30 protein-coding genes and 1 tRNA gene are annotated in these 23,359 nt (G+C 66.9%); 21 read left to right on the forward strand and 10 right to left on the reverse strand.

What is annotated here, in order from left to right:
* Positions 1-600: 600 nt before the first annotated feature.
* Together NON00_RS12875 and NON00_RS12880 are read right to left on the reverse strand one after the other, a co-directional pair.
* On the reverse strand, positions 601-876 hold the full coding sequence (locus tag NON00_RS12875; protein ID WP_256021571.1) for a helix-turn-helix domain-containing protein: 276 nt from the start codon (positions 874-876) through the stop codon (positions 601-603).
* Positions 877-921: 45 nt separating this feature from the next.
* Complete coding sequence (locus NON00_RS12880) at positions 922-1,338, reverse strand: hypothetical protein (RefSeq protein WP_256021573.1); 417 nt, start codon at positions 1,336-1,338, stop codon at positions 922-924.
* A 236-nt stretch (positions 1,339-1,574) separates the two neighbouring features.
* On the opposite strand from NON00_RS12880, the gene NON00_RS12885 reads away from it, so the two are divergent.
* Positions 1,575-3,167, forward strand: coding sequence for an AAA family ATPase (locus NON00_RS12885; RefSeq protein WP_256021576.1), 1,593 nt, complete (start codon positions 1,575-1,577; stop codon positions 3,165-3,167).
* A 4-nt stretch (positions 3,168-3,171) separates the two neighbouring features.
* Here the strand turns inward: NON00_RS12885 and NON00_RS12890 are convergent, their stop codons facing one another.
* Positions 3,172-3,834, reverse strand: a complete 663-nt coding sequence (locus tag NON00_RS12890; RefSeq protein WP_256021579.1) for a hypothetical protein — start codon at positions 3,832-3,834, stop codon at positions 3,172-3,174.
* A 298-nt stretch (positions 3,835-4,132) separates the two neighbouring features.
* Between NON00_RS12890 and NON00_RS12895 the strand changes: the two genes are divergently transcribed.
* Complete coding sequence (locus NON00_RS12895) at positions 4,133-5,848, forward strand: hypothetical protein (RefSeq protein WP_256021582.1); 1,716 nt, start codon at positions 4,133-4,135, stop codon at positions 5,846-5,848.
* A gap of 150 nt (positions 5,849-5,998) precedes the next feature.
* On the forward strand, positions 5,999-6,748 hold the full coding sequence (locus NON00_RS12900; RefSeq protein WP_256021584.1) for a hypothetical protein: 750 nt from the start codon (positions 5,999-6,001) through the stop codon (positions 6,746-6,748).
* Here NON00_RS12900 and NON00_RS12905 read toward each other — a convergent pair.
* Positions 6,692-7,678 carry a hypothetical protein gene (locus NON00_RS12905; protein WP_256021586.1) on the reverse strand — a complete coding sequence of 329 codons (987 nt, stop codon included), beginning with the start codon at positions 7,676-7,678 and terminating at the stop codon, positions 6,692-6,694. The two genes, NON00_RS12900 and NON00_RS12905, sit on opposite strands and share 57 nt — an antisense overlap.
* A 447-nt stretch (positions 7,679-8,125) precedes the next feature.
* Here NON00_RS12905 and NON00_RS12910 point away from each other — a divergent pair, with 447 nt between their 5' ends.
* The 7 genes from NON00_RS12910 (at position 8,126) to NON00_RS12940 (ending at position 12,521) form a co-directional block, all read left to right on the forward strand.
* Positions 8,126-8,695, forward strand: coding sequence for a hypothetical protein (locus tag NON00_RS12910; protein ID WP_256021588.1), 570 nt, complete (start codon positions 8,126-8,128; stop codon positions 8,693-8,695).
* Between the two features lie 647 nt (positions 8,696-9,342).
* Entirely contained in the window at positions 9,343-9,630 is a 288-nt protein-coding gene (locus NON00_RS12915) for a hypothetical protein (RefSeq protein WP_256021590.1), read from the forward strand.
* Positions 9,627-9,845 carry a helix-turn-helix transcriptional regulator gene (locus NON00_RS12920; protein ID WP_256021593.1) on the forward strand — a complete coding sequence of 73 codons (219 nt, stop codon included), beginning with the start codon at positions 9,627-9,629 and terminating at the stop codon, positions 9,843-9,845. Before NON00_RS12915 ends, NON00_RS12920 begins: the two co-directional genes overlap by 4 nt.
* A 151-nt stretch (positions 9,846-9,996) precedes the next feature.
* On the forward strand, positions 9,997-10,407 hold the full coding sequence (locus NON00_RS12925) for a hypothetical protein (protein ID WP_256021596.1): 411 nt from the start codon (positions 9,997-9,999) through the stop codon (positions 10,405-10,407).
* Positions 10,407-11,255: a hypothetical protein gene (locus NON00_RS12930; protein WP_256021598.1), complete on the forward strand. Its 849-nt coding sequence runs from the start codon at positions 10,407-10,409 to the stop codon at positions 11,253-11,255. The genes NON00_RS12925 and NON00_RS12930 overlap by 1 nt, the downstream gene beginning before the upstream one ends.
* 56 nt (positions 11,256-11,311) lie before the next feature.
* Positions 11,312-11,833 carry a helix-turn-helix domain-containing protein gene (locus NON00_RS12935; protein ID WP_256021600.1) on the forward strand — a complete coding sequence of 174 codons (522 nt, stop codon included), beginning with the start codon at positions 11,312-11,314 and terminating at the stop codon, positions 11,831-11,833.
* 4 nt (positions 11,834-11,837) lie between these two features.
* Entirely contained in the window at positions 11,838-12,521 is a 684-nt protein-coding gene (locus NON00_RS12940; protein ID WP_256021603.1) for a hypothetical protein, read from the forward strand.
* A gap of 257 nt (positions 12,522-12,778) precedes the next feature.
* Here NON00_RS12940 and NON00_RS12945 read toward each other — a convergent pair whose 3' ends face one another.
* Positions 12,779-13,843, reverse strand: coding sequence for a hypothetical protein (locus NON00_RS12945; RefSeq protein WP_256021605.1), 1,065 nt, complete (start codon positions 13,841-13,843; stop codon positions 12,779-12,781).
* 492 nt (positions 13,844-14,335) lie between these two features.
* Here NON00_RS12945 and NON00_RS12950 point away from each other — a divergent pair, with 492 nt between their 5' ends.
* The 5 genes from NON00_RS12950 (at position 14,336) to NON00_RS12965 (ending at position 17,142) form a co-directional block, all read left to right on the forward strand.
* Positions 14,336-14,965, forward strand: coding sequence for a ParA family protein (locus NON00_RS12950; RefSeq protein WP_256021607.1), 630 nt, complete (start codon positions 14,336-14,338; stop codon positions 14,963-14,965).
* A 6-nt stretch (positions 14,966-14,971) separates the two neighbouring features.
* A complete protein-coding gene (locus NON00_RS12955) occupies positions 14,972-15,271 on the forward strand; it encodes a hypothetical protein (protein ID WP_256021609.1) in 300 nt (99 codons plus the stop codon).
* A gap of 133 nt (positions 15,272-15,404) precedes the next feature.
* Entirely contained in the window at positions 15,405-15,626 is a 222-nt protein-coding gene (locus NON00_RS24910; protein ID WP_370688712.1) for a ribbon-helix-helix protein, CopG family, read from the forward strand.
* Positions 15,623-16,438: a BglII/BstYI family type II restriction endonuclease gene (locus NON00_RS12960; RefSeq protein ID WP_256021611.1), complete on the forward strand. Its 816-nt coding sequence runs from the start codon at positions 15,623-15,625 to the stop codon at positions 16,436-16,438. The genes NON00_RS24910 and NON00_RS12960 overlap by 4 nt, the downstream gene beginning before the upstream one ends.
* Positions 16,435-17,142 carry an MT-A70 family methyltransferase gene (locus NON00_RS12965; protein WP_256021613.1) on the forward strand — a complete coding sequence of 236 codons (708 nt, stop codon included), beginning with the start codon at positions 16,435-16,437 and terminating at the stop codon, positions 17,140-17,142. The genes NON00_RS12960 and NON00_RS12965 overlap by 4 nt, the downstream gene beginning before the upstream one ends.
* A gap of 37 nt (positions 17,143-17,179) precedes the next feature.
* Here the strand turns inward: NON00_RS12965 and NON00_RS24915 are convergent, their stop codons facing one another.
* The 3 genes from NON00_RS24915 to NON00_RS12980 all read right to left on the reverse strand — a co-directional run bounded on the left by NON00_RS24915 (position 17,180) and on the right by NON00_RS12980 (position 19,470).
* Positions 17,180-17,914 carry a DUF2971 domain-containing protein gene (locus NON00_RS24915; protein ID WP_256021615.1) on the reverse strand — a complete coding sequence of 245 codons (735 nt, stop codon included), beginning with the start codon at positions 17,912-17,914 and terminating at the stop codon, positions 17,180-17,182.
* A 102-nt stretch (positions 17,915-18,016) separates the two neighbouring features.
* Complete coding sequence (locus NON00_RS12975; RefSeq protein WP_256021617.1) at positions 18,017-18,685, reverse strand: recombinase family protein; 669 nt, start codon at positions 18,683-18,685, stop codon at positions 18,017-18,019.
* Complete coding sequence (locus NON00_RS12980) at positions 18,682-19,470, reverse strand: hypothetical protein (RefSeq protein ID WP_256021619.1); 789 nt, start codon at positions 19,468-19,470, stop codon at positions 18,682-18,684. Before NON00_RS12980 ends, NON00_RS12975 begins: the two co-directional genes overlap by 4 nt.
* Positions 19,471-19,636: 166 nt before the next feature.
* On the opposite strand from NON00_RS12980, the gene NON00_RS12985 reads away from it, so the two are divergent.
* From NON00_RS12985 to NON00_RS12995, 3 genes are all read left to right on the forward strand, one after another.
* Entirely contained in the window at positions 19,637-20,071 is a 435-nt protein-coding gene (locus NON00_RS12985; protein ID WP_256021620.1) for a hypothetical protein, read from the forward strand.
* A gap of 61 nt (positions 20,072-20,132) precedes the next feature.
* Positions 20,133-20,519: a hypothetical protein gene (locus tag NON00_RS12990; protein WP_256021621.1), complete on the forward strand. Its 387-nt coding sequence runs from the start codon at positions 20,133-20,135 to the stop codon at positions 20,517-20,519.
* Positions 20,520-20,558: 39 nt separating this feature from the next.
* Positions 20,559-20,831 carry a hypothetical protein gene (locus tag NON00_RS12995; RefSeq protein ID WP_256021623.1) on the forward strand — a complete coding sequence of 91 codons (273 nt, stop codon included), beginning with the start codon at positions 20,559-20,561 and terminating at the stop codon, positions 20,829-20,831.
* A 52-nt stretch (positions 20,832-20,883) separates the two neighbouring features.
* Here NON00_RS12995 and NON00_RS13000 read toward each other — a convergent pair.
* Positions 20,884-20,960: transfer RNA gene (locus NON00_RS13000), tRNA-Ile, on the reverse strand.
* 7 nt (positions 20,961-20,967) lie between these two features.
* Complete coding sequence (locus NON00_RS13005; RefSeq protein ID WP_256021625.1) at positions 20,968-21,276, reverse strand: hypothetical protein; 309 nt, start codon at positions 21,274-21,276, stop codon at positions 20,968-20,970.
* Between the two features lie 121 nt (positions 21,277-21,397).
* On the opposite strand from NON00_RS13005, the gene NON00_RS13010 reads away from it, so the two are divergent.
* The 3 genes from NON00_RS13010 (at position 21,398) to NON00_RS13020 (ending at position 23,197) form a co-directional block, all read left to right on the forward strand.
* Positions 21,398-21,832, forward strand: coding sequence for a hypothetical protein (locus tag NON00_RS13010; protein WP_256021628.1), 435 nt, complete (start codon positions 21,398-21,400; stop codon positions 21,830-21,832).
* A gap of 69 nt (positions 21,833-21,901) precedes the next feature.
* A complete protein-coding gene (locus NON00_RS13015; protein ID WP_256021631.1) occupies positions 21,902-22,714 on the forward strand; it encodes a hypothetical protein in 813 nt (270 codons plus the stop codon).
* A gap of 111 nt (positions 22,715-22,825) precedes the next feature.
* Positions 22,826-23,197 (forward strand): hypothetical protein, encoded by a 372-nt coding sequence (locus tag NON00_RS13020; RefSeq protein ID WP_256021634.1) that lies wholly within the window; start codon positions 22,826-22,828, stop codon positions 23,195-23,197.
* The last annotated feature ends 162 nt before the right edge of the window (positions 23,198-23,359 follow it).

Here is a 23,359-nt window from a genome sequence, read left to right on the forward strand (position 1 = left end):
GGACGCATCGGCTAGCGTGGGACTGCGGGGCGCGAACCCCCGCATTCCCCGGCGCCCCCGGGAAGAACCTAGGCCACCGGGGGGGGCCTGCCCCGCCCCCGCCCCTCGCCGGGCGGCCGCAGCCTGCCTCGCTCGCCGAGGTCCGGAGCCTCGGGCGCCGGTGACCCGGCCGGGTTCCAGCCCAGCCGAGGTAGCGGCGAGGTAGCCGCTACCCATGGTGGGGAAACGCCCCCGGACGCATCGGCTAGCGTGGGACTGCGGGGCGCGAACCCCCGCATTCCCCGGCGCCCCCGGGAAGAACCTAGGCCACCGGGGGGGGCCTGCCCCGCCCCCGCCCCTCGCCGGGCGGCCGCAGCCTGCCTCGCTCGCCGAGGTCCGGAGCCTCGGGCGCCGGTGACCCGGCCGGGTTCCAGCCCAGCCGAGGTAGCGGCGAGGTAGCCGCTACCCATGGTGGGGAAACGCCCCCGGACGCATCGGCTAGCGTGGGACTGCGGGGCGCGAACCCCCGCATGGACACAAGGACAGCCCGCCACCGGGCAAGGAAACGACGGCAAGGATTGCTCCTGCCGCCTGCCATCCTTGGTGCCTGATGGGCGCCCGTCAGCCGGGTCGCATCATCCGCGCCATCTGTTCCATCCGCTCGGCCTCGGCACGCCTGCGCTCCACCGCCTCGCTGAGCAAGTCTGGCAGCGCGGACATGACGCGGTCAGGGATGCGCCGGTCACCGTGAATCCACATCCTCACCAGTCGCGGCGTAACATCGAGATCCGCAGCCAGCGGGGACTGCCAGTCGCGGCCGTAGAGCGCCCGGCCGACCTCGGTAAGGCGACTGGCGTTTCCGTCGTCGCTGTTCTCGCCCTCGTCCATCTCGTCCATGTTCCACCATCCCCGCTCGGGCACCATAGGCGTCTACCGCTCCGGTCAGCCCCGGCGCACCCCCTGCTGTTCCCGCCTCTCCATGAAGGTGCGATTGAAATTACTTAGCGCATGGGCCGTGACCCTAAGCGTGTCGCTCGACTGGTCCGCCTCTGTCATCTTCGCTCTCCCTTCGGCGCCGGGCTCAGTCCTCGGCCGCTGCCTTGGCGCCTCGAGCTCGGCGACGGGCTCCTCTGCCCGCGCAACTGCCTCGAGGGCGTCGAGAGCGGCCTTGGCCACGTCCATCTGGCGGTGGAAGGCCCGGGCGGCCTCGTCCACGCGGATCCAACGCTCGGACGGCACCCTGGCACCCTGGCGCATCTCGTCGGACGCGAGTTGGCCCGCCTCGTCGCGGGCGTTGCGGTGCAGCCAGTAGAAGCGCTCGTACTCGCCGCGGGTGGTCTCGATGGCGGTGCTGGACATCTCTGCTCTCCCGGGGCGGTAGGTTTGGGTGCCGCCTTTTGTTCCTAATGATAGGAACACTGAATCACCGATCGCAAGGGAATTGAACTTGGCGGAGCCATCTTTGTCGGGTAGTAGGGTTCTGCACCCGACATGAGCCGACAAATGCCTCTTCTCCATCCCATACGCCCCTCGAGTGCTACCGAGGACTGACCGGGGACGGGCGCCGTCCCTGCCGCACGCAGAGGGGGATGGTGATGGGCACGAGCGACGAAATCGGCGAGGGGCTCGAGCGCGAGGACGTGGAGACCGAGGCGGCCAATGAGGCTGTGAGGCGGCGCCCGTGGCTTGCGTGGACGGCGGGCGAGGTTCGGGCGCGAGACCCTCTCTCGCTGTGGCGCACGCTGCCGCCTTCTGCGATGTGGGACGCCTTCCGGCCGGTCCTGGACGAGATGCGTCTCAACGTGGCCAACCTGCTCGCCCGAACTGAAGTCGCGCAGCCGGGCGGGGTATACGAAGCCGAGGTGACGGCCGCGCGGCTGGGCGACGCCATCGCTTGGCGCCAGTGCGCACGCCTGGCGAGGCAGGGCGCACACTGGAGTGGCGGCGACAAAGGGCCGATGGCGCACCAGCGGGCGGTCGACCTGCGTGCGACGTGCTTCTGGATGGCCATCGCGCAGGGGGATGCGTGGAGCCACGTCCCCCTGCTCTCGATGCTTGCCGACGTCGACTATGCCGACCGCCCCGAACACTACGCCGAGCTGCTCTCGCAGATCGCTGGCGATCTGCCGGACACGTCCGACCCCGCCGCCGGTGCAATCGCGCTCGGCCTGCCGCGCCTGCCACGCACTGAGGCAAAGACGGACTGCAGGACGGCGGACGAGGCACCTGCGCGCGTCACCGGCGCCGAGGCATTGCGGGCGGCGTTGGATGATACGGCGCCGAAGGGGACGAGGGCGAAGGTGCTTGTCGCCGGGGATATCTCGAACCTGCCCTCGCACATGCGGCGAGTGGGCGAGGCTCTCAGGGAGCCTCTGGCCATCCGCGAGTGGCCGGACCCGGAGTGCCTGCGCGAGCGACTGACCGCCGAGTTCCCCTGGTGTGCGGATGTCATCGCTCGGATCTGCATGGACATCCATCTCGCCCGCCGCATCGGCGGGAAGGCGTTCAGGCTCGCGCCCACCGTCTTCGTGGGGGCGCCCGGCGCAGGCAAGAGTAGGCTGGCGCTGCGGATGGCCGAACTCGTTGCTGCGGAGCGCGGGCCGCGCTTCGCCACGGCCACCGGCGCCGGGATGTCGGACAACAGGATGCTGGCTGGGACGGCCCGCGGCTGGGCCACTGCTGAACCGGGGTGGGTCAGCCGCACCATGAGCGAGACCATGTGCTCGAACCCGGTGCTACTTGTCGATGAGCTCGACAAGATTGGCGGCGGCGACGCCAACGGCAGGGCACAGCACACGTTGATCTCGCTTACCGAGGCGACAACGGCGCGCCGCTTCAGTGACGAGGGCCTGGGCGCTGTCATCGACGCCAGCCGGTGCACGTGGATCTTCACCGCAAACGACAGGAAGGGCATCGACCCGGTTCTGCGCGCCCGGCTGCGTTTCCTTTCGGTGCCCCTTCCGCGCCCGCAGGACTTCCCTGTGCTGATCCACGGCATCTGCCGCGACCTTGCGGCAGAGTTCGGCGGCGCCGGTCCGGACGCCTTGCCCGAGCTGATGCCGGAAGTCGCCGCCGCCCTGGAGCGCGGGTTCCGGGACGGGCGCCTGTCCGCCCGAGGGCTGGCGAAGCTGGTCCGGCGCGCCATCGAAGGCGCCGCCGAGGCCGAGGCCGCCCAGCCCCGGCACTGATGCCTCATCCGCGGGCGGGCGCCCGGGCGACGATGCGGAGCATCTCCCGTCGGACGAGGTGCGGGAGAACCCGCTCGGCGGCCGCGCGGCCGGTGCGGACGAAGTCCATCCGCCTGGGGTAGCGGGCCTGCTGCTCCAGTGCGACGAGCAGGACGAGGCGTCCGCGACCAGCCCTGCCCCGAACGCGCCGATAGACGCCGTACTGTCCCTGGCCGCCGCCCCAGCGGCCCCCTGGGCGCCCGACGAAGACTGACTTCTGCTTCAGCAGCCTGGGGATGGTGCCCCGGTTGAGGCCGCCGTAGCCGTTGGTCTTCTGCCGAACGGGGACGGCCCAGCTCTTCCGGCCAATGTCTGCGGGGCGCGCCACACCGCCGCGCTCCTGGCGGGCGCCGATGTTGTTCAGCCGCGCCTGGAATGCGGGGTCTCGGTGTCCAAGGAAAACCGTGGCGGTGGCCGTAGGCGCGGGAGACGCCTTCTTGACCTGCACCGCGCGTATGACCGCAGGCGTCGGTCGGTCGAAGACGCGAGCCATGTGCTCCTGGATCTTCTCCTTGGCCGAGAACGCCGCATCGTTCGCCGCGGACGCTGCGGCGGCCGGGAGCGCAGCCCTGAACGCCCGCAGGCGGGCGCCGGTGGCCGGGGTCATCCTGAGGGTCGCGCCGATCATGCCCTGACCCTACGCGCCCCCCTTTGACTGCTCCGAGCGGCACGGTAGCTGTTCAGGTGCGGGGGAACAGGTTCTGGTCCGAACCATGACCCGCCACGCTTGGCCATGTCCTGTGCTGGGGCGCAGCCCTCTTTCTACGGAATTAGGATATCAGGTTCGTTTTCAACCTAAGGCATTGGGAAACATACGCTTTGTTCTCGACAAGGAAAACGCCAGGAACCTTGTCTTCTTGCATCCGGATCTAGGACACTGAGGCTACCCCACCGGCGAACCCCCGCCGGGACTAGAGAGCAGCCCGATGTCCAGCACCACGAAGCAGCGCCACATGCGCCCGCGTGCGCGCACCGCCCCCGATGGGCCCGGCGCGTGGCCCGGCGCGACGTACCCCGACTGCTCTGTGTCCCCGTCGCTGACGGACGCCGCCACACTGGCCGACTACGTGGTCCCCGTCGACCCACGCCTTCTCCTTGGCGCCCCGCCGTCTTGGACGCCGTCCCAGCTGGCCGTGTCGTTGGCGCTGGCGGGGATGTGGATGCTTGGCGCCAAGGATTGCTCGGCGCGCTGGTTCGCCATCCGGTGCAACGTTTCGGGCAAGGAGATGCGGGCAGCTCTCGCAACCGCCGCCCGCGGCCCGGGTCGCCCCGCAGCCCGCCTTGAGAGCAACCGAGTCATCCTCGAGCGCGCGGAGCAGCAGCTCCGCACCCCGGCAGCGTACTGGCGCCTCGACGTCGGCCTGCTGGCAAGGACCCGCACCGCGCAGGATGCCCGTGCCTGGCTTCTGTTTGGGCAGGCCGCCGCGTCCAAGCGCAAGGATTTCACGCTCCACATGACCGCCGCCGAGGCCCGGCAGGCGCTCGCGCTCCGCCACGGCGTGGATCCGATGCCGGTGCTGCGCAAGGCAGTCGCGGACTTGGCCGAGCACTTTTCTGGCCACCGGCTGCAGGCCGCCGAGACCCCCGACGGCGTGGTGCTCGCGGCGCCAAGGACGGCGTTCAGGACCAGGTGGATGCCACCGCACGTCCTCAGCCGCTTCGGCATCTTCGACGGCCAGCTCGGCTTCGCCGGTCTGGATCTCGGTGTGGGTCGGACAGAGAGCATGCGGGCGTGGCTGGGCGCCCGCGAGGAACACGGCCTGCGTGGCCACTTCGGTGCGGCCAAGAACCTATGGCTCGCTGTCGTCTCTGCGGCAGCTGAGAGCATCGAGAGCCCGGTGCCTGGGTTCTCCACCGAGCAGCTGCGGGCCGCGCTCATCAAAGTCGGACCGGCGAAGGCTTTTGACTCTTTCGTGGCGCACCTGGTCAAGCAGTCGGGCGCCACACCGAGCTCACCGGCGCCGCTGCCGTGGATGATCGGCGCCAAGGATTCGAAGGTCCTCGCGGCGGCCCGCCTCGCGCGGGCCAAGGGGGAGCCAAGGATTGACGTCGGCCCCATCACGTTGGTGCCGTACGTCGCGCCGTACGGACCGCCGGTGATCGTGGACGGCACATACCTCGAGCGCGCCATCCGAGATTGCCTCGAGGGCCACGATGCCGCCGCAGTGCCTGAGGCCACCACGCTCATCCGCCGGTGGATATCGATCATGTGGCAGCCGACTGAGAACACGGTCATTACGCAGGATCAGAGGACCGCGCGCCGAGACATGTTTGACACCTTCGCGCTTCGCGGGGTCGTTCTAGGCGCGTGGGATAGCCACCAGGCGGAACTGCGCCCGCTTTACGACGCCTGGACCGAGGCCGAGGGGGGAGCCGACGCCGTGTGGGGAATAGTGCGGAGTGTGGAAAGCATCTGGTTCGACGCGGTCCTCGAAGCATCCGCTCGGATGCCTGGGCGCGAGATCCGGACCATCAGATACGCCGCCTCTACTACTCGGCAGCCAGTGACGGCGAAGGTCCGCGCCGAGCGGCTTGCCAGAGTAGACGTGAACCGGGCCCGGCTGGCTGCGCGAGCCGCGGCCAAGGCTGCGGGGATTGAGGAGCCGCCTCTCTACGTGAACGGCAAGAAGGCTCTTTGGTGAACCGCCCGAGAAGAAAGACAATCAGTCAAGGATAAAGCGCCCCGGCGCCTTGCGATCGGAAGTTGGATTTACCCACGTCGCCTATGGGTATGTCGAAAGGTCGAAAGAACCGCACGACACACCCCCTGAACCCCCAGGGGAGCGACGTTCATGCCAGACTTCAAGAGCGCCTATGCAGCATCGTGGGCACAGGCAGCCGCCCGCGAGATACGGATTGCCGCCGAGATCGCCAGCGCGACCGGCATAGCCCTCGAACCCTATGGCCTCGGTGCCGGGACGGCAGGCCGGATAGAGGGCTACTCCAGGGACTACGGAGATAGGGCCGGGTCGGCAGACTACCGGAGCCGCTGTGGGCGTCTCCACATCGAGGTCACCGGTCCCCTCAAGCCCGTCTCCCCCCTCGCCGACCTGTGGGTGCGGCCGGACAAAATCATCGCCGCGGCGGATGAGTTCGAGGAGACCGGCGCCGCCACCATCCTCGCCCACAACACGCCGACGCCTGGCAGCTCTGTCGGCATCACCCGCCTCGTACGCCTCGACGCCGGGCTACTCGCCCGTTGGCGTGCCGGGGCACTCCGGACCGTCGTGGCGCGGCCCCGCGGGTTCGTGGAGATCTACATCGCCATCTCCGCCGCAGACCCAGCCATCCTGTCCCTGCGGGACGGCTGCGCGGCCCTGCGGCGGGAGTTGGCACCCCGCCCTCTCTCTCCATGGCTGGCGCCGCGCCGGTTCGCGCCACCGGCGGCCGCCGTGTCCCGCCCCGCGCCCCGGCTGGTCCCGGCCGCCGCGCCGCGTGCACCGGCTCCGGTCATCGTCGCGGCGCCCGGCCGGATTCCCGGCGCCCTACCCCGCCCCGCCAGGTTCAACCCGTTCAGGCAGCGGGAGCGCGTCGCCGCCTGATGGCGCGCCGAGGTCAAGTGAGCCCTGCTTCGGTAGGGCGTGCTTGTAGTGGACCCTGTAGACCTTCTTGCGCCCGTCCCCGAGGGCTTCAAGGCGCCAGCTCCCGAGGCCACCGGCGGCCACCAAATCGTCGAACGCATGGGCGAGGTCCTCGCGGAACCTCGCCCGCTGCTTCGAGGGCAAGGCGTCGAAATCCCGTCCGACCAGCTCACCCAATGTGTCCAGCCCTACCCAGTGGTGGTTCGGCTGTGAGTCGATGTGCGGCCACCACGCACGCGCGAAGTCGCTTCGCAAGCGGAAGTACACGTCCGCGTTGAGGCTCACGAGATGCTTGGCTTCAAAGGCGCGACGAACCCACTCGCCGTACGCCACGCGAACCCTGGCGTCCAGGCTAGGGCCATCCCACTCGATTGACCCGATGATGCCGTCCGACCAACCTGCCGCAGGCAGGCGCCCAGCTTTCATCGCAGTCTCGTATGCGTCGTAGGAACCAGTGAACACCCTCAGGCTCGTCTCACGCAACTCCTCGCAGATGCGGAGCGCCGTGAGCAGGTTGTTCACGTGCGTGCTGATGCCGGATGCACGCAGGATCTCCCGCCATGTCGTCTCGGTTCGATACACGGCACCCGCAGGCTTGCCATCGGGCCCGACTATTTCGAATCTCCGGGCGCGCAGACGGAACAGCGCGACCAGCATGTCCCTGTGTTTGGTGCCCAGTTCCCGCCCGCGAACCTCGATGACTGCGTAGGGGCGAACGGCGACGATGCGTGTCGTCCGCTCTTCAGAAAGCCCGTTGCTCCGGGCTGAAAAGGCAGCCGCTCGGGCAAGCTTCGAGGGCATGACAGCCGGTGCCTTGCGCCCCCTCATGTTGCGCTTCGTGCGCTCAAGCCTGTCGAGCCGGGCGTGTTCTGCGGCGGTAAGCTCAGCCATGATTCTACCCCCGCGGTTACGGCCTCACGTCGACCTACCACGGCTGTGGATGACTGTCTGTGGAAAAGGGAAAGCTGGGGGTACAGTCGCGGAAAGCTGGGGGCAGAATAGGTGAATGCTGGGGGTAGATACGCCCCCTCAAGTGACTGTTTTACAACGAGCTTCGGCCCATAGACTCTTATGATTAGACAAAAGAAAGACCTCTCCTGGGGACATTGGGCTGGGGATAACTGGCTCGGGAAGCAGCTCTGGAGTGAAGCGGGCTCCAACCGAATCGGCAAGTAATTGGTTGTGATCGGTTTTTTCGTGAATGCCGGGGGTAGAATGCGTGGAAGGATGGGATGACGAGACAGTGCGCCACCCATCAATCTACCCCCGCGATTCCGCCGGGTTCCGCTGTCTTGCAAGGGTTTGGGTGACGCTTGGGTGAGACCCAGGAGGCACCCCATGTCCAGCAACATCCCCCCGACCCATGTGGCCGTCGCGACCAGCGAATCGGTCGCGTTCGAGCGCCTCGAACACGCCATCGACGCGGTCCGGTGCCTCACCCGCCCGCTGACCGACAGCGCCGCGGGCACCCGGCAGGACGTCCTGCAATGGGCCCGAACCTCTTTAGAGGCGTGGGAGCAGCGTGAACTCGGCGCTCAGTCCGAAGAGTGGGTTGGGAAGCTCAGGGCCGACGGCGATGCCTTTGCACTTTGCGAGCCTGCGCATATGGGCGGCTGGCCCCTGATGTTCTTCGGTGACCTCGCCGCAGCCGAGGCCGAGTGCACGGCCCTGCAGGTTGCCCTGCCTGGTTGCCGTGTCACTCGCGTGACTGTCCGTCAGGCACTCGGGTGCCTGCTGGCGGCCGGTGGCGCAGTTGGCGCCCCCTGGTGGGTCGCGACCAGCCGAATGAGCTGGTGCGTGGCGCCGGGATACGAGACACCGGTCCTGTGGCTTGACGAGGCGGCTGAACTGCGCGGCACCCTACACCGCGTGCCGGTCGTCGAACTCGTTGTGCGACTGGCGATCTAGCCTCGGACTGGAGCTCGCAAGGGTCGCTTGCGAGCAGGCCGATAACCCTGGTCGGAACGGCCCACCTTGCCTGACCGACCGAGGCACGCATGACCCTAGCCAACGACAGTGCAGAACTCGCCCCCACTTTCGGTTGCGCCGTCGGCGCCCGCCAACCGTTGTTCGATTCGAACATGGACCGCAGTCGCCTTTCGGATGACCCGGTCCGGAGCCTCTGGGCCGCCGTGGTGCACCAAGCTCTAACAGACGCCTGGTGGATGCACCCTGCGGAAGGCGCCTGGCTGCCAGGACAGCCGCAGAGGCAGTGCCTACGGGCATGGAACCGATGCGAGGCCCTCGCCTGGATCTCCGGCGGCGTGCCGCCCCCAGAAAGCGACGGAATGGCTCTCCAGGCGGTCTGCGAAATGCTTGGATGGAGCATGCCACCAGTGCGGGACAAGCTGGTGGGGATCCTGCGGAGCCGCAGCGCGCTCCACCGACACCTGCTGGACAGGATGCTTGTGGCATCACAGCCACAAGAAAGCCGTGAGAAAGCGGCTTTCTAGCCGCTTATATTCATCTACATCGTTGCAGCATTGCGTTGGCGATAGGCACACTGGACACAAGGTTAGCGCAACGCTAACCGTCTGACTTTGGGGGAGCAGCCCATGTCCGACACCGTAAGCCTGCAAATCCGAGCGCCCGACGGCGCCGCCATCTGGTCCGGACCAGCGGACAGCAAGCGTGCCATCCTGCTCGCCGGACGGCACCTGCTGCGGGAATGGACGACGCGGAGCGTTCACTGCTCGGCGTGGCTCCTGGACAAGCAAGGCGAGATCGACGTGGCGTTTGACCTCGCGGCCATGTGGACTGCGCGCGCGGTCAACGACACCCGCGCCACTCCAGGCGCGATGCGGCGCCGGGCGGAACGACGGATGCAAGAGAAGGCGGCATGAACACCCCCACGCCCCGCAGCGGATGGACCGGTGGGGACCTGCGCGCATGGCGGCAGCGCATGGGCTGGTCCCAGCCGCTCGCGGCCGCCGAGCTGGGCATGCATGAGATCAACCTGAGCAAGCTGGAGAACGGGCGCCAAGCAATCCGCCCCACTGTCCGCCGCCTCGCTGAGTGCCTGGAACTGCTGGCCGCGAGGGGCATCCCAGCGCCCTGACCCCCTCTCGGGCGCCCGCCGAACGCAGGCGCCCGGATTTCTCACGACGCCATGTCGAATTGCTCTTGCGAGCGGCGAAGGCGCGGCACACTTCGCCTGTAAGGTTAGCGTCACGCTAACCTTCCCAAAGAGCCCCACGGGAGAGTGGTCCATGAACGCCCGGCACATCGTCCACCCCATCCAGCTCCCTGCCACCCTGCGCCCAGTCTGTGCGGAGCTGCAGCGCCGCGGCTTTGCGGTCCTTGAGCGTGAGGGACACCTCGGCATCGACGCTCCCCTCTGGATCCTGCCTGATGGCTGCGAGCGCATGTGGGGCGTTCGCCCCCTGGCCAACGACGCCTTCGTCCTCGTTCGCCCGGATGGTGCCCCTGCCACCGGTGAGGGGTGGCTCGACTGCGCGACCACCGCCCGTGAAATCGGCGCCAGCGTGGAGATCCTCGAAGCCAGGCGCCAGCGGGCGAGGGTCTCCGGGGTTGTCCCCATGCCCGCCGACGAGGAACTGGAGACCGTCAGCGACTGGGCCGATGCCCAGGCCGCTCGCGCCGAGAAGGGGGACGTCTGATGCGCGCTCTGCTCGAGAGGATGGGGCTCGCGAGCCCCGTTGGCCGCGTCCTGCGGCCGCTCAGAGTGCACCAGGCGCCTGCCTCGGGTCTTGCCGATGGCGGCAGCTACCAGCACCGCGAGATCCGATCCGATGCGCCCACGCTGTCGCGGGTGTGCCGCATCGACGCCTGGACACATGGGCTGTCGTGGCACGATGTGCAGCAGCCGCTGGATCTGCCCGACCCCCAGTGCCCGGCACGGTTCCAGCCCAGCCACCGCGCGGCGGAAAGCGAGGAGCGGCAGGAGCACATGGCACGTTGGTGCGCGACGGAACTCGCCAGAATCTGCCCCTGGGTGCAGTGCTACATCGGCCCCCAGCTCGAAGACGAGGATGGGGGAGCGAACTGGGGAGCTGCCCACTACTGTCTGCCAGGGCAGGATGGCCGTGGCGATACAATCCTCGTGCGCAGTGACCTGAGAGAGGACGACGTCCGCAACACGTTCTGGCACGAGGCGTGGCACATCATCGAGCGGTTCCTGTCGCCATCGGCGATGGCCGTGGTGGACGAAGCGCTGGTCCGTCGGGGTGGCGCCTGGGGCGGCGCCTCGAAGCTGCTGACGGATCCGACGAAGCGCTTCCCCCACGCCGGGGAGTTCCGTGGCGAATACATGTCGTCGCACGTTGAGCGTCGCGCCCGGCTCTTCGGCCTTTGGTGCAGCCTCATTGATGAGGGGGGCGGCATGGTCATCCCCCCGATGGCAACGGGCACCCGGTTCCAGGACTGGCGCGAGATATTCGAGGCCGCACGAAACGGGGATTTTAGCCGTCACCTCGTCGAGAAGGGTATGGTTCGCCGCCCCGAGTGACTTGTCGGACGTGTTGGTCTACAACTGGCCCTGTTCACCCGACAGGGCCGTTTTTCATGTCCGCCACGCCGGTCTACCATAGCAGCGAGCCGCTCGCAGACTTCGACGCGTCTGCTGGATACCCGCCCGACAGCATCAAGGCCGAGGTTGGGCGCCGCATCGCCGAGCGCCTGCGGACGAAAGGCTGGAATCAGAGCGACTTGGCTCGGGAAGCGGGGATCGGCCGCGACAACGTCTCGACCTACGTCCGTGGCAAATCCTTGCCTGGGCCGAAAATCCTTGCCGCCATCGCAAAGGCGCTGGACTGCACCGCCGAGGATTTGGCGCCAGGCATACACGGCGCCACGGCTGCTGGACGCCCGGGCGGCGCCGCGCTGGCAGCGCCGCCCCTCGAGATACGGCAGGTTTCAGACAGTTCGGGCGAAGTCTGGGTCCGGATGCACCGGCGGATGAGCCTGGAGCAGGCCATGCGGATTATGGCGATACTGGCCGAGACCGCGGTTACGTCTGGCGCGGACGGCTCTGGCTTGGTGACCGGCGGCAGGCTCCCTGCCCCGCCCGCGAACACCGAACGCTGAGTGGATGAAGTTTTTCATCCTCATGAAGTTCGGGCGCCGAGAGCACCTGCAGGACTTCCGCGTGCGTGGGGCGGTCTACATGCGCTCTTTCGGCTACTTCAAGCGGCTTGAGGGCGATGTGGCTCGTGGCGATCGGCTAGAGGGGACGACCCGGATCCTTCAGCCCCACCACGTTGGGAGCTTCGTTCTCGATGCCAGTAGTGCCGGGATGGGCAAGGTTTCTCTGGATCCTCGCGATATGGTGGGACCAATCGAGTTCGGGCTGTCCGACGAGCACTCAGCCAACATGTTCTGCATGTATCGCCTGGACCGGCCCACGGACCTTTTCCCCATCGACAAGCGTGTCATAGACTTTGGGGACACGTTCGTCATGGTCACCAACACCAGCGAGTTCCTGAACCGCTTTCGGGCGGCTGCGCAGCGGGCAGGAATGGTGGGCGCCGGAAACAAGGTCGAATACTTCGATCCTGGCGAATACTCCGGCGAAACCGGCCCTTTCCGAAAGTCTCGGGAATTCGAGTACCAGCAGGAGTACCGGTTCGTCCTTCGCCCCGGGTCTGCCCTTCCCATCACGCTGCTGCTCGGCAGTTTGCTCGACATCACCACCCCAATTCTGCCCACCGAACGGCTCGACGAGCTGCTCGACTTCACGGCGGACAAGGCCCGTGCCGCGGGTATCACCTGGTAGTTCATGAAGAGGAACAGCATGCGTCACTTTACCCCCGAAGAACTTGCAGAAGCTGATGAGCGTGGGAAGGCAGTTGCGACTGCACATGAGTCCTTGAGGACCGCACGCGCGAACTTGGTTGCTGCCGCGCTGGCGGGGGTCGACCAGACTTCGTCTCGGTGGGACATGCTCTGCGAGAACGTAGAGGCCGCCGCCCGCCGTCGACACCAGGCTCAAGAGGCAGAAGACGATTGGTGGCGGGGCAAAGATTTTAACGTCTAAGCCGCCTCGAAATCAGGGCACAGGGGCTTGGTGGCCACGTGCCGTCGGACCGGCCGCGGCGCTTCGGCGCCCAGCGGCACCGGACCGGCGCAGCCCGCGCGCCGCGGCAGGCGCCCATAGTACCGGAGCGTCGTGTCCGCCGCGTGACCGAGCCACCGGGCGCATGCTTCCACGTCACCCGGAAAAGCGTTCCTGGCATCTGCGGCGCGCTGGTGCCGGATGTCATATGCCGATACTCGGCGGCTCCAACGCCAGCCTGCGAGGTCGGCGATCGCAGCGCTGAGGGTGGCTGGGGCCGGGCCGGTGACGAGCACCGGGCCGCCAGCCGCCAGCCGCGAGAGGTGCGCCGCCGCCCCCTGCTCTGCCGCCACGCGCAGCCGCCGCCAGGGCTGCCCCTCGATTTCGCCCACCTTGGCGCCCGGGATCGAGAACACCAGCTCCCCTTCTCCGTCGCGTTCGACGAGGACTCCTGCCCCCACCTCGACCGGCCGGGCGCCGGTGCAGATGAGGACCGCGATGGCGTCCAGGTGCCGGTGGTTGGCCGCGACCGCCGCATCCCAGAGGACGTTGAGCCAGTTGTGCGGTAGCGAGGCGAGGAACCTGCGCTTGGACCGGCTCTCGGCTGCGCGGGTTCTCCCGGCTTCGAGGCGCTGGGTCAGGCGGCTGGGCGCCCGGTCGCCGGGGCGCTCCGCCAGCGGGTCCGATGCCCGGGAGATCGGGTATGCTTCGGCCTGCGCGAGCCAGAGGCGAACCCGGGTCAGCCTGTCGCGGACGTCGGCATCTGGGACCGGCGGCCGGAGAGCCAAGATGGCTTCGACAAGTTCACCGTGGACGTGGCGGCTCCACGCACTCCGGAGCTGGGCGTAGTACGCCCGGCTGTTCGTGAGCTGCTCCAGTGGCGGGAACGAGCCATCTGCCTGGCGTCGGGCGAGGATGCGGTCCGCGACGCGGCGGTACTCCCGCGCGGTCGAGGGGGCGACGTCGCCGGGGGATGCCGCACGCATGGCATGGACGGCGCGGCGGAGAAGGTCTTGGGTCTCCGTAGACAGGGCAGGGCGCATGGGGTGCTCTCCGGTGGCAAATGATGCTGGGCGGCGCGGGCATTTGCCGGGCGGCCCATATCCATGCCTCAAATGATGCCGTGGCCATTTGCATGGCACTTGCTGGAGATGCACCCTCTAGCGGGCAGATAGCCGTTAGGAAGCGGTTAACCGCCGGTATCATACGGTGCGGATGCAGGGCATAGCATCCAGCATTTTGAACGGGTTAGGCGGCACCGCCTTCGCTCCTGTCAACCAACGCGTCAACGCGTTGTGCGAAGTGGGGGCGGAAGCCCTGAACGCCAGTCGCCGCAGTATTCGTAGCAGTCGTTCACACCCTGCCGCCGCTGGAGCAGCTTGGCGCTCAGAAGCTCGGACGTCCCCTCAAGAGGATGATTGCTTCCTTCTGGGACAACCCGGACCAAGAGACGTGCTGACTTTGCCAGCCTAGACAGTTTTGATGTCGTCGGTTAGATAGCGGTTATCTACCCGCCACCAAGCGAGGAGCAAGCTGTGCCAACAAAGATCGGGCTGCTCGCTCTGAAAGGTGGGGTGTCGAAATCAACGATTTCTCGCGCCCTGGCTGTCGAACTCGCACGCTCCGGCCTGTCAGTTCGCATCGCGGATCTAGACGTGCTCCAGGGGTCGCAGGTGGACTGGCACCGCGACCGGCTGGGTGCGGGCCTCTCTCCGACCCCAGCCGTCCAACTCCACCCCGATCTCGGCGACGCTCTGGCACATGCAAACGGAGCCGACGTCCTCGTATTCGACGGACCAGCCCGGGCAGACCGGGAGACGGTCGCCATCGCAAAGTCGTGCGACCTGGTCGTCATCCCCGCAGGCGCCGCGCTGGACGACCTGCGTCCAGCGGTCCGTGTGGCGCATTCGCTCGTTAAGGCCGGGATCCCGGCCGCGCGCATCATCTGCGCCCTGAGCCGGATCTCGACGGACACCGAGGCCGAGGCCGCCAGGGGGTTCTTGACTGAGGCGGGATACCGCGTGGCTGAAGGGTATCTGCCGGAGCGAGCGTCCTACCGCGTCGCTCAGAACTCGGGTCGCGCGGTGACGGAAGTGTCGGCGCCGACGCTCCGCGCGGCCGCCGAGAGGGTCATCCAATCCATCATCGACGCGCTGCCGGAGTAGCCGACCATGGCCATCGACGCATCCAAGCTCAAGAGGCGCCTTCCCGCTCCGCCCCCGGCGGACGAGGGGGCGGCAGGCATCGAGCAGGCGCCACAGCCTGGCCCTGTTGCTGCGTCGGCGCCAGCGGTTGCTGAGCCAGGGCCGGTTCTCGACGGCCGGAGCCTGCGGGCAACCGGGCGGACCCTGCAGCTGAACATCAAGGTTACGGCCGCGACGAAGGCCACGATTCTACGGCTTGCCAAGGAGCGCCATCAGCTCGTCGCCGAGGTCATCGAAGATGCCATAGAGGCATTAGTGTCTAAGTAGCCGATAGGTCGCGGCTAGGAAGAAGATATCAAGCAGGGAGATAGCATGGCTTACGAAAGTTCCCATGTTCTCCATTTACCCCACGGTGTTTCGTGGTGCAGGTTGGTGCCGCATGTTGCGGTAGAGGTTTGCCATGGCGAGGCCCAAGGGGCGCCGTCCGGATATACGGCTGAGCGTGTCATTCGACCCCAAGACACACGACGTCCTCGGTGCGATGGCCCGAGCAAACGACGCCACGATCGCCTGGGTCGTCCGGCGCGCCGTGGCAGACTACGTGGCGCAGCACCAGGCATCCGCCGAACCCGAGTTGCCCTTGCGGCGGACGGCCGCAGCGCCCGCGCAGGCGCCGCGATGAGCGACGCCACTGCCGAGACGAGCGACCTCGAGGAAGAGGTTGCCCGCGAAGAGGTCGCGTCCACACCCAACGAGTCTGCCGACCCGCAGGCCCTCGTTGACGCTGCCATCCCGCAAGACATCAGGGACAAGTACGAGATCTTCAGCTACCGGTCGGCGGCGGTCATACTGAGCCAGAGCCATCCGGCAGAGTTCGCCGAACTGATGGAGACCCTGCGCGCCTTCACGATCACCCAGCGGATGATCCGGATCGCGGGGGGCAACGAGTCCGACATTCCCAAGCTCCTGACCGCTCGCCTGCGTCCTCTCGGCTGGCACGAGACCATTGTGCAGGGCGACCTGCTGGTCCGGCGCATTTGGAAAGAGCAGGTGCGGACAACCCGGGGCGGCAAGGCGGTCTTCGAGAAACGGGAGACCACGTCAACCCGGCCCAAGTTCCTCGACGGCCACAAGATTGACTACGTCAAAGGCAAGGTCGCATTCGATTTGGAGTGGAACTCAAAGGACCAAACCTTTGACCGCGACCTGTACGCCTTTGCCGCATTCGCGACGTGCGGCGTGGTTGATGTGGGCGTGCTGGTCACCCGGGGCGTGAGTCTGAACCCCGTTTTCCGGCAGCTCGGCCCTGCTCTGAAAAAAGATGGCACCACTGAATACAAGGCCAATGGCGAGGAACGCCCGACCGCGGATAAGTACGGCGCCTCGACCACGTGGATGGGCAAGCTGCTTTACCGACTGAACGCTGGGCGGAACGCGGGGTGTCCCGTGCTCGCCATTGGAATTACGCCTGCCTGCATCGGGGACTGGCCATGACGACTACAGACACACAGCCGGATCCGATTGTGGAGTTCCGCCAGCAGCTCGCCGGGAAGCGGTTCCATACCGTCCTCGCCGACCCGCCTTGGCGGTTCACGAACCGAACCGGGAAGATGGCGCCTGAGCACCGGCGCCTGTCGCGCTACGGAACCATGGACCTCGCAGAGATTAAGGCTCTGCCGGTACAAGACGTCCTGGCGCCGACTGCCCACCTGTATCTCTGGGTGCCCAATGCCCTGTTACCCGAGGGGCTCGAGGTCCTGAAGGCATGGGGGTTCGAGTACAAGTCGAACATCGTCTGGCACAAGCGTCGCAAGGACGGGGGTTCCGACGGCCGTGGGGTTGGCTTCTACTTCCGCAACGTCACCGAACTCCTGCTCTTTGGCGTGCGCGGGAAGAATGCCCGCACCGAGAAGCTTGGCCGAACCCAGGTGAACTACATCGGCAGTCAGAAGCGAGAGCATTCGCGGAAGCCTGACGAGCAGTACCCGCTTATCGAAGGGTGCTCTCTGGAGCCTCGCCTGGAGATCTTCGCTCGCGGTCCTCGTCCAGGTTGGACTGTCTGGGGTAACCAGGCGGACAGCTACGAAATCGGCTGGGATACCTACGCCAACCACTCGCAGTCCGAAACCGAAGGCGCCGGGAAGGGACGTGGGAAGAAGAAAGGCGCTCAGCGCTCTCTCCTCTTGGCTGCCGAGTAGCCGTGGCCTAGCCGCGAGGTAACCGCTACCTCGCGGCTTAGAGCGGATCGATGTGGATCCGGAAATGGTCTGGATCTACGCGAGCGCGAAGCAACTCCACCCGCTTCCGGCGCCCCTCAAGCCAGCCTGTCACTTCAGCGATGTCTTCATCAGGCGTTCTTGCTCCAAAGATGAGACCATCGAGTGCATCAGGGTGGAACGTGATTAGGCCGTTACCGCCGCCGGGCCTGACCGGGCTTCCGGGGTGACTCATCACTCGCCACTCGGCCTCGTACTGCCAGACGTCTGCCTTCGTCAGAATGGACTTGGTCATGATGGCGTCGCCATCGTCCAGGATAGGGTTCAGCACCGGCCTCGCTGCGCTGTAGAGCACGGGCTGCGCGGCACGGAACGGGAAGGCCCATTCGGCGCCGCTGAAGCGCAAGCACACGCCGGTGTGGGAAGCTCCGTAATGCGACCACATGAGGACGTCGTCCGCCTTGGTCGAGAGCGAGAGCACCCCAGCTTCGTTCACCGTGCGCCACGTCTGCTCCCGCATCTGAGCGATGAAGGCTGGGGAGTTCTGCTGGCGGAGCGGGTCCCGCCGGATCTCCGCCAGCTGCGCCAGCAGCGCCTTCCGGTTCGGCGGCGCCGCCTTCTCACGAAAGAGCCGCATCATGTACTTGTGGAACACCGCCGGAGACGCGGCCATCGAGAATGACGGAGCGCAATCGAAGGGGTCGTTGAAATCTGCGGGCTTTGCAAACCAGATGGCGTTGTTCTGGATGGTCACGCGGAGCAACTCTCGCGGTGATTTCGGCCCAGCACCTTGGAGCGAGCGATACTTGTAAAAATACGGCGGGTCAGCCTCGACACTCACAAGGTCAGTCCTGTCCTACCACTGACCTACTCGCAGCAATGCCCTGCGCACTGCCGTGGGGGTCCAGTTCCCGCCGCGAGGCGTCCGCACGCCAGCCTCTGCCAACCCGTCAGCAAGAGCGGCAAGCGTGATGCGGCCCTCGGCGCGCAGTCGCTCCACTTCAGGTAGAACGAGCCATGCGTGCCGGGTCGCCGCTTCAACCAACGCGGCGCGGGCGGCAGCGCTCTCGTCGGCACTTGGTCGCCAGCCACGGTCACCCCCCAGCTTCGTGCCCCTTGCCTTCGCCGCAGCCAAGGCCGCTTTCGTCCGCTGAGAGATCATCTGCCGCTCGTGCTCAGCCACGGCCGCGATGATGTGGACCGTGAGCCTGTTGGCTTCCGGCATGTCCGCCGCAACAAATGGGATGTCGCTGTCCATCAGCGTACTGATGAGAGACACTCGCCGGGCGAGGCGGTCCAACTTGGCGACCAGCAGTGTGGCCCTGCGGCGCCTGCAGAGCGCCAGGGCGGCGTCTAACTGCGGGCGGCGAACCGCGTTGCCTGACTCAACCTCGGTGAACTCGGCGACGATCCGGTCAGATGGTCGCAGGAAGGCCGCAACGGCGGTGCGCTGGGCTTCGAGACCAAGGCCACTGCGGCCCTGGCTCTCCGTAGATACCCTGAAGTACGAGCAGTAGTCAGTCACGGCGGACAATCCCGCATGACCATTTTCTGGCTATTCGGCATCGCGGCAAATGTATTGGCGTGGGGCTGCTCCATTACAGTCACCACCGCGCCAAACTGCTCTCGGATTTTGACGACAGCACAGAGAATGCCTTCGCTCGGGCTGACGTTGTAGCGGTACAGGAATTGGTCAGAAAGGTCGATCCGACCCCTGACAGACTGCGCCAGCAGGGGAGTTATTTTGGTAATCGAATCAAGTGAGCCTTCTGCATTAAGCATGTCCATCCGGACAATCCAGATTTTGCCCCCGGCACACCTACGCCCCACGTGCTTGTAGAAGAGTGCCTGGCCAAGTCGGAACAATACTTCTTCGATGGCAGCCTGTGAGATTGGGCCGAGTTCTACGATGCCGTATCCTTGGTTGCGAAGGTAATCCCCCAACCCGTCTCCGAACTTTTCCCGAAACATTCGCCTCATTTGATTGCGGCTTGCTTCAGTCCACTCATCCAAAACTTCAGGACGATTAATCTTCAGGCTGCGAACAGTCTTCTCCCACGCCTCGTCTTCGGTTTCTTGAAACAGAGAGGGCCTCAGGATGGCCACTGCGACCTGCTCACTCTGCCTGCCTGCGGCATTGCAGGGTTGGCAGCAGGGGAACTCGTAGCCCTCAGGCCAGTGGCGGTTCTGGAAGAGAGCACGGGGCGGGCAGTGGTCGGTCGTCGTGGCCACGGCGCCACAATAGCAGCAGGTGGGATGCTCTCGCAGGAACTGCTGCCGATTGTACTGCTTGAGCTTGGCCTCGCCCATTGGTCCCTCTGGATGACGTTGCGCTGCGGCACCGGCCGTGACGGTCAGTTCGGAGCACTGGCCCTATGATGCGGCGCTTTTGTCACACCAGCAACGGACATTGCCCAGGTTGACAAAAAGTGGACGCGGCGCCGTATGGTCGGGACAGGCGACGGGGGGTGGCTTCTTGGCTCAGGATGAACAACTAAAATTGGTGGCCTTGCACGGTCATTGGTGCGTCGCGGATGCCGTGCGCCACCACTTGCGGCATTCGACAGAAGCCGAACGAGCGCGGGCGGGATTACATGCCGACCCCGCTCAGCTCGCTGCGCACATGTCGGTCTTCTACGTCCTAACCGTTTGGTATGCGCTGCTCTACGTTGTTGTCGAGGGATACACGGAACTCCGCTGCCGTGATTCGGCAGTGGACGCACTGCTTGCGCAGGACGGGATGCGCGACGCGCTCCGGCTCTTTCGAAATGCGACCTTCCACTATCAGCAGGAGCCGATCTCACCAAAGATGATGCGCTTCCTTGAGATGGATGACGGCGCCGATTGGGCTCGAAAGCTCAACAGTGCACTGAAGGCTTTCTTTGAGGGGGCTTTGGACATCAGGGGATGAAAGGTGCCGCCAGCGCTATTCAGGGGCTCTCGCGGGACAGGTCATTGTGTAAACTATATTCATGCTCCCGTTCCCGACATCCCTTCGCGTCGCCGCGTCGAACGTGCTCGGCGGCTGTGACTACACCTCGGCCATCAAGGAGTTCCTCGACCACGCCTCGCGTTTTGGCGTGGCGCGCGAAATCCTTGAGGACGCCCCCCCGCACTTGCCGCACCCAATGCATCGCGCGCATCTCGCCGCGGTGGCCGAGACGCTCGCGGAATTGGGCGGTCTATCCGTGCCTGGCTGGACTGAATGGCCCGAATTTGCGGGGCTCGACGAACCGGTGCCTGCGGATCCGGAGCGGCGCGCCCGGCTGGCGCCCGCCACCCCGCCCGCGTTCGCCCGCCGCGGCCTCTACGGACCGGCGATGACCGCTCTCTCGCGTCGCATGCAAGCGACTGGGTGAGCTTGGGGCAGGGTGCCTTCCGCGCCCCAGGAGAGCTCCATGGTCCCCGACGAGATACCCGACATCACTGCCGAGACCGTCCGCCAGCTGCGCAAGGCTGGCGTCTCCCTGACCGTCGGCGATGGCACCTCGCACGCCAGCTTCTCTACCGAGGACGGGCGACTGCTCGACCTTCTGCGAACCGAAGGCATGTCGGTGGCCGACGTGGTGCGTGTCGGCCACGCACTGCGCAGGGCCTACGCGCAGGGCAGGCTGGACGTAGAAACCGAGCGCGGACCAGAATGGGCGGAAGGCGCCTGCCTGCTCCGCTGAGCAGATGAAATAAGGAAGGGCGCCGAGGTCATCCTCGGCGCCCTTCCTTATTTGGTGCGCGCGGTTGGATTCGAACCAACGACCGACCTGTTATGAGCAGGCAGCTCTAACCGCTGAGCATACGCGCGCGAACTCGTCAGGCGTTGCCTGCGGCTTCTCGGATGAGCCCTGCCAGCGGCAGAATGGGGCTGTCCGGATGCTGGGCGGACAGGGCCTGTGTCAGTGCCCGTTCGGCCGCGAGCTGTGCCCGAAGCTCGGCGACCTGGTTCTGCAGCGTCCGCATTCCCTGGATGCTCGCGGTGAGGCTCTCCATCGCGGCGGCAGTGGCCCGCTGAGATGCGAGAGCCAAGTCGTCGGCAGCCCGCGCGCGAGCGCCCGCGCCCATCGCGAGGCCGAACATCAGATCGCTGTCGATGCCGTTGCCGGGGGTGCTGGATCCGAACATCGGGGTGTCTCCTCGGGGTCGCTGCAACCTGGCATCGAATTCTGTTGTCGTCAATGTCGATTGGTATTATCTACAATCCAACACCCGCTACCCCAGGCTTTGCGGGAGAGAGGAGCACCCCATGATGACAGCCGTCGCCCCGGCCACCGCTCGTGAGACTGTGCTCCTCGCACTCGGCGACGCCTGGGAAGCGGCGGATGCCGCTGGGCTGGAAGAACTCGCTCTCGACATCGAGGCCGACACGCAGGAAGCCCGGACGGATCCGGAACTGGCGCCGCCGCGGCTGGGTGTGCCCGCTGGCCTGGAGCTCTGGGGTGCCGATGTCGTGCGGCGCCTGGCGGCCGCGCTGAGGGGCGGGGACGCCGCCGAGGCCGCCAGGCAGGCAGCGCTCTTGGAGCTGGCGTTCGGTGCGCGCGGTGCCCGGTCGAGCCATGCGGCCGCCGTGGCTCGGCACGGGCACCGGCTCATCCGGCGCACCGCGACTGGCTGGCCGCCGTCGAACCAGGATGCGGCGGCCGAGGCACTGCGCACGCTGCGCGTCGCCGCCGGGGGGTGACGGAAGACGCGTCTCGCTTGCCAGCGGCAGCGGCAGAACAGGGTCAGGCCCCAGCAGGAGCATCACCCCATGTCCATCCGCGACGCCATCAGCAATGTCATCGCTTCGGTTCTCGAGGCCATCAAGTCGGCAGCCGGGAAGCTCGTCGCCCGGTCGCGCACCGTCATCCGCCATGGGAAGCGGGTCGTGGAAACGACCTACGAATGGGTGCAGGACACAGCCATCCCGGCTCTGAAGCCGGTAGTCTCGGGTATCGGTGCGGCCACCACGTCGGCCAGTCGGTCCTTCGGTGGCATGGTCTCGTCCGCTCGCGAAGCCCGAGCGGACCGCAGGGCCGTCGCTGAGCAGCGTGCCCACGATATCGCGGTCGCCAAGGCAGGTCGCTCCGGCAGCGGTGTCTCCTTGTCCCTGTTCGGCCGTGGCGGCGTCGTCGCCCCTGAGGCGCCTGCGCAGAAGCCCGAGGTCGAGCCCAAGGCGACGGCGCCCGCCGCCGCGCCGCAGGTCTCTGAGGAAGAGGTCTATGCCGGGCGTGTCCGTGCCGCCGCCAAGCGCTTGGCGCGCGAGCAGGCGGTCGAATGGCCCGGCATCCATGCCGAGCACCGCGAGTGGCTCCAGTCGATGGACCGGCGCCAGCTCGAGACGCTTGGCGGCACGACACGCGAGCGGGTGATGGGGCACCTCGACGGCTCCCGCCTGCTGAGTGGCGTTCCGGAGGTCGAGGCGGCCGCTGCCGCCCGTGAGGCTGAGGCGGCACTGGCGGAAGCCAGGCACCCGCGCGTCACGGGCTCGGGCCTTGCCGACCGGCTGCGGGAGCGGCAGGCGGCCCGCCGCGCCGGTCAGACGGCGTCGCTGGCCGATGAGCTGCGGCGCGAACCCGCATGAGGCGAACCGGCAGCGGGACATGACTTGGGGGGCGTCGCCGCATGGTGACCGCCCCCTTTTCTTGCCAGGACCACCGGCATCCTGGCTCAGGCAACCCCAGAGGAGCGCCCCATGCTGAACCAGGACCTCTCCGATATCGACCGCTGGCCTGACCAGCCCTACCCCCGCATCGAGATCATCCCGCCAGGCGAGGGGCCAGTGCAGTGCTTCCGGGTCGGACCCATTGGCTCGGTGGAAGCGGCCCGCGCACGGCGCGCGCTGCGCGGCTCCCGCGCCATCCTCATCGACGGGCGCCCGCCGTTGAACGTCACAGCGACGCTCGACGAAGCCCTTCAGACGCTGGACCGGTCCGGGCGGGCGTGTGACGAGCTGGACCTGCACTGGCTGCACCACCCGGAATCCATCCGCGGCGCCGAGGCATGCAGGCTGGCCGTCTACGAACTCGACCGGCTGCACCGGATGATCCTCGAAGCCGACGGCTAAAAGGATTCGCGCCAGGCGGCGCCGCACGTTACGGCACCATCCATGACCGACCAAGCATCCCCCGCCGACAAAGAGATAATGGCCGCCGCGCAAGGATTCATCGCGGCGGTCGACGCGTTCTTGCGGGGGGACGACCCTGGGCGACATGCCCTCGAGCTGGCG

The organism is Roseomonas sp. GC11, assembly GCF_024437745.1.
Taxonomy (GTDB): Bacteria; Pseudomonadota; Alphaproteobacteria; order Acetobacterales; family Acetobacteraceae; genus Pseudoroseomonas.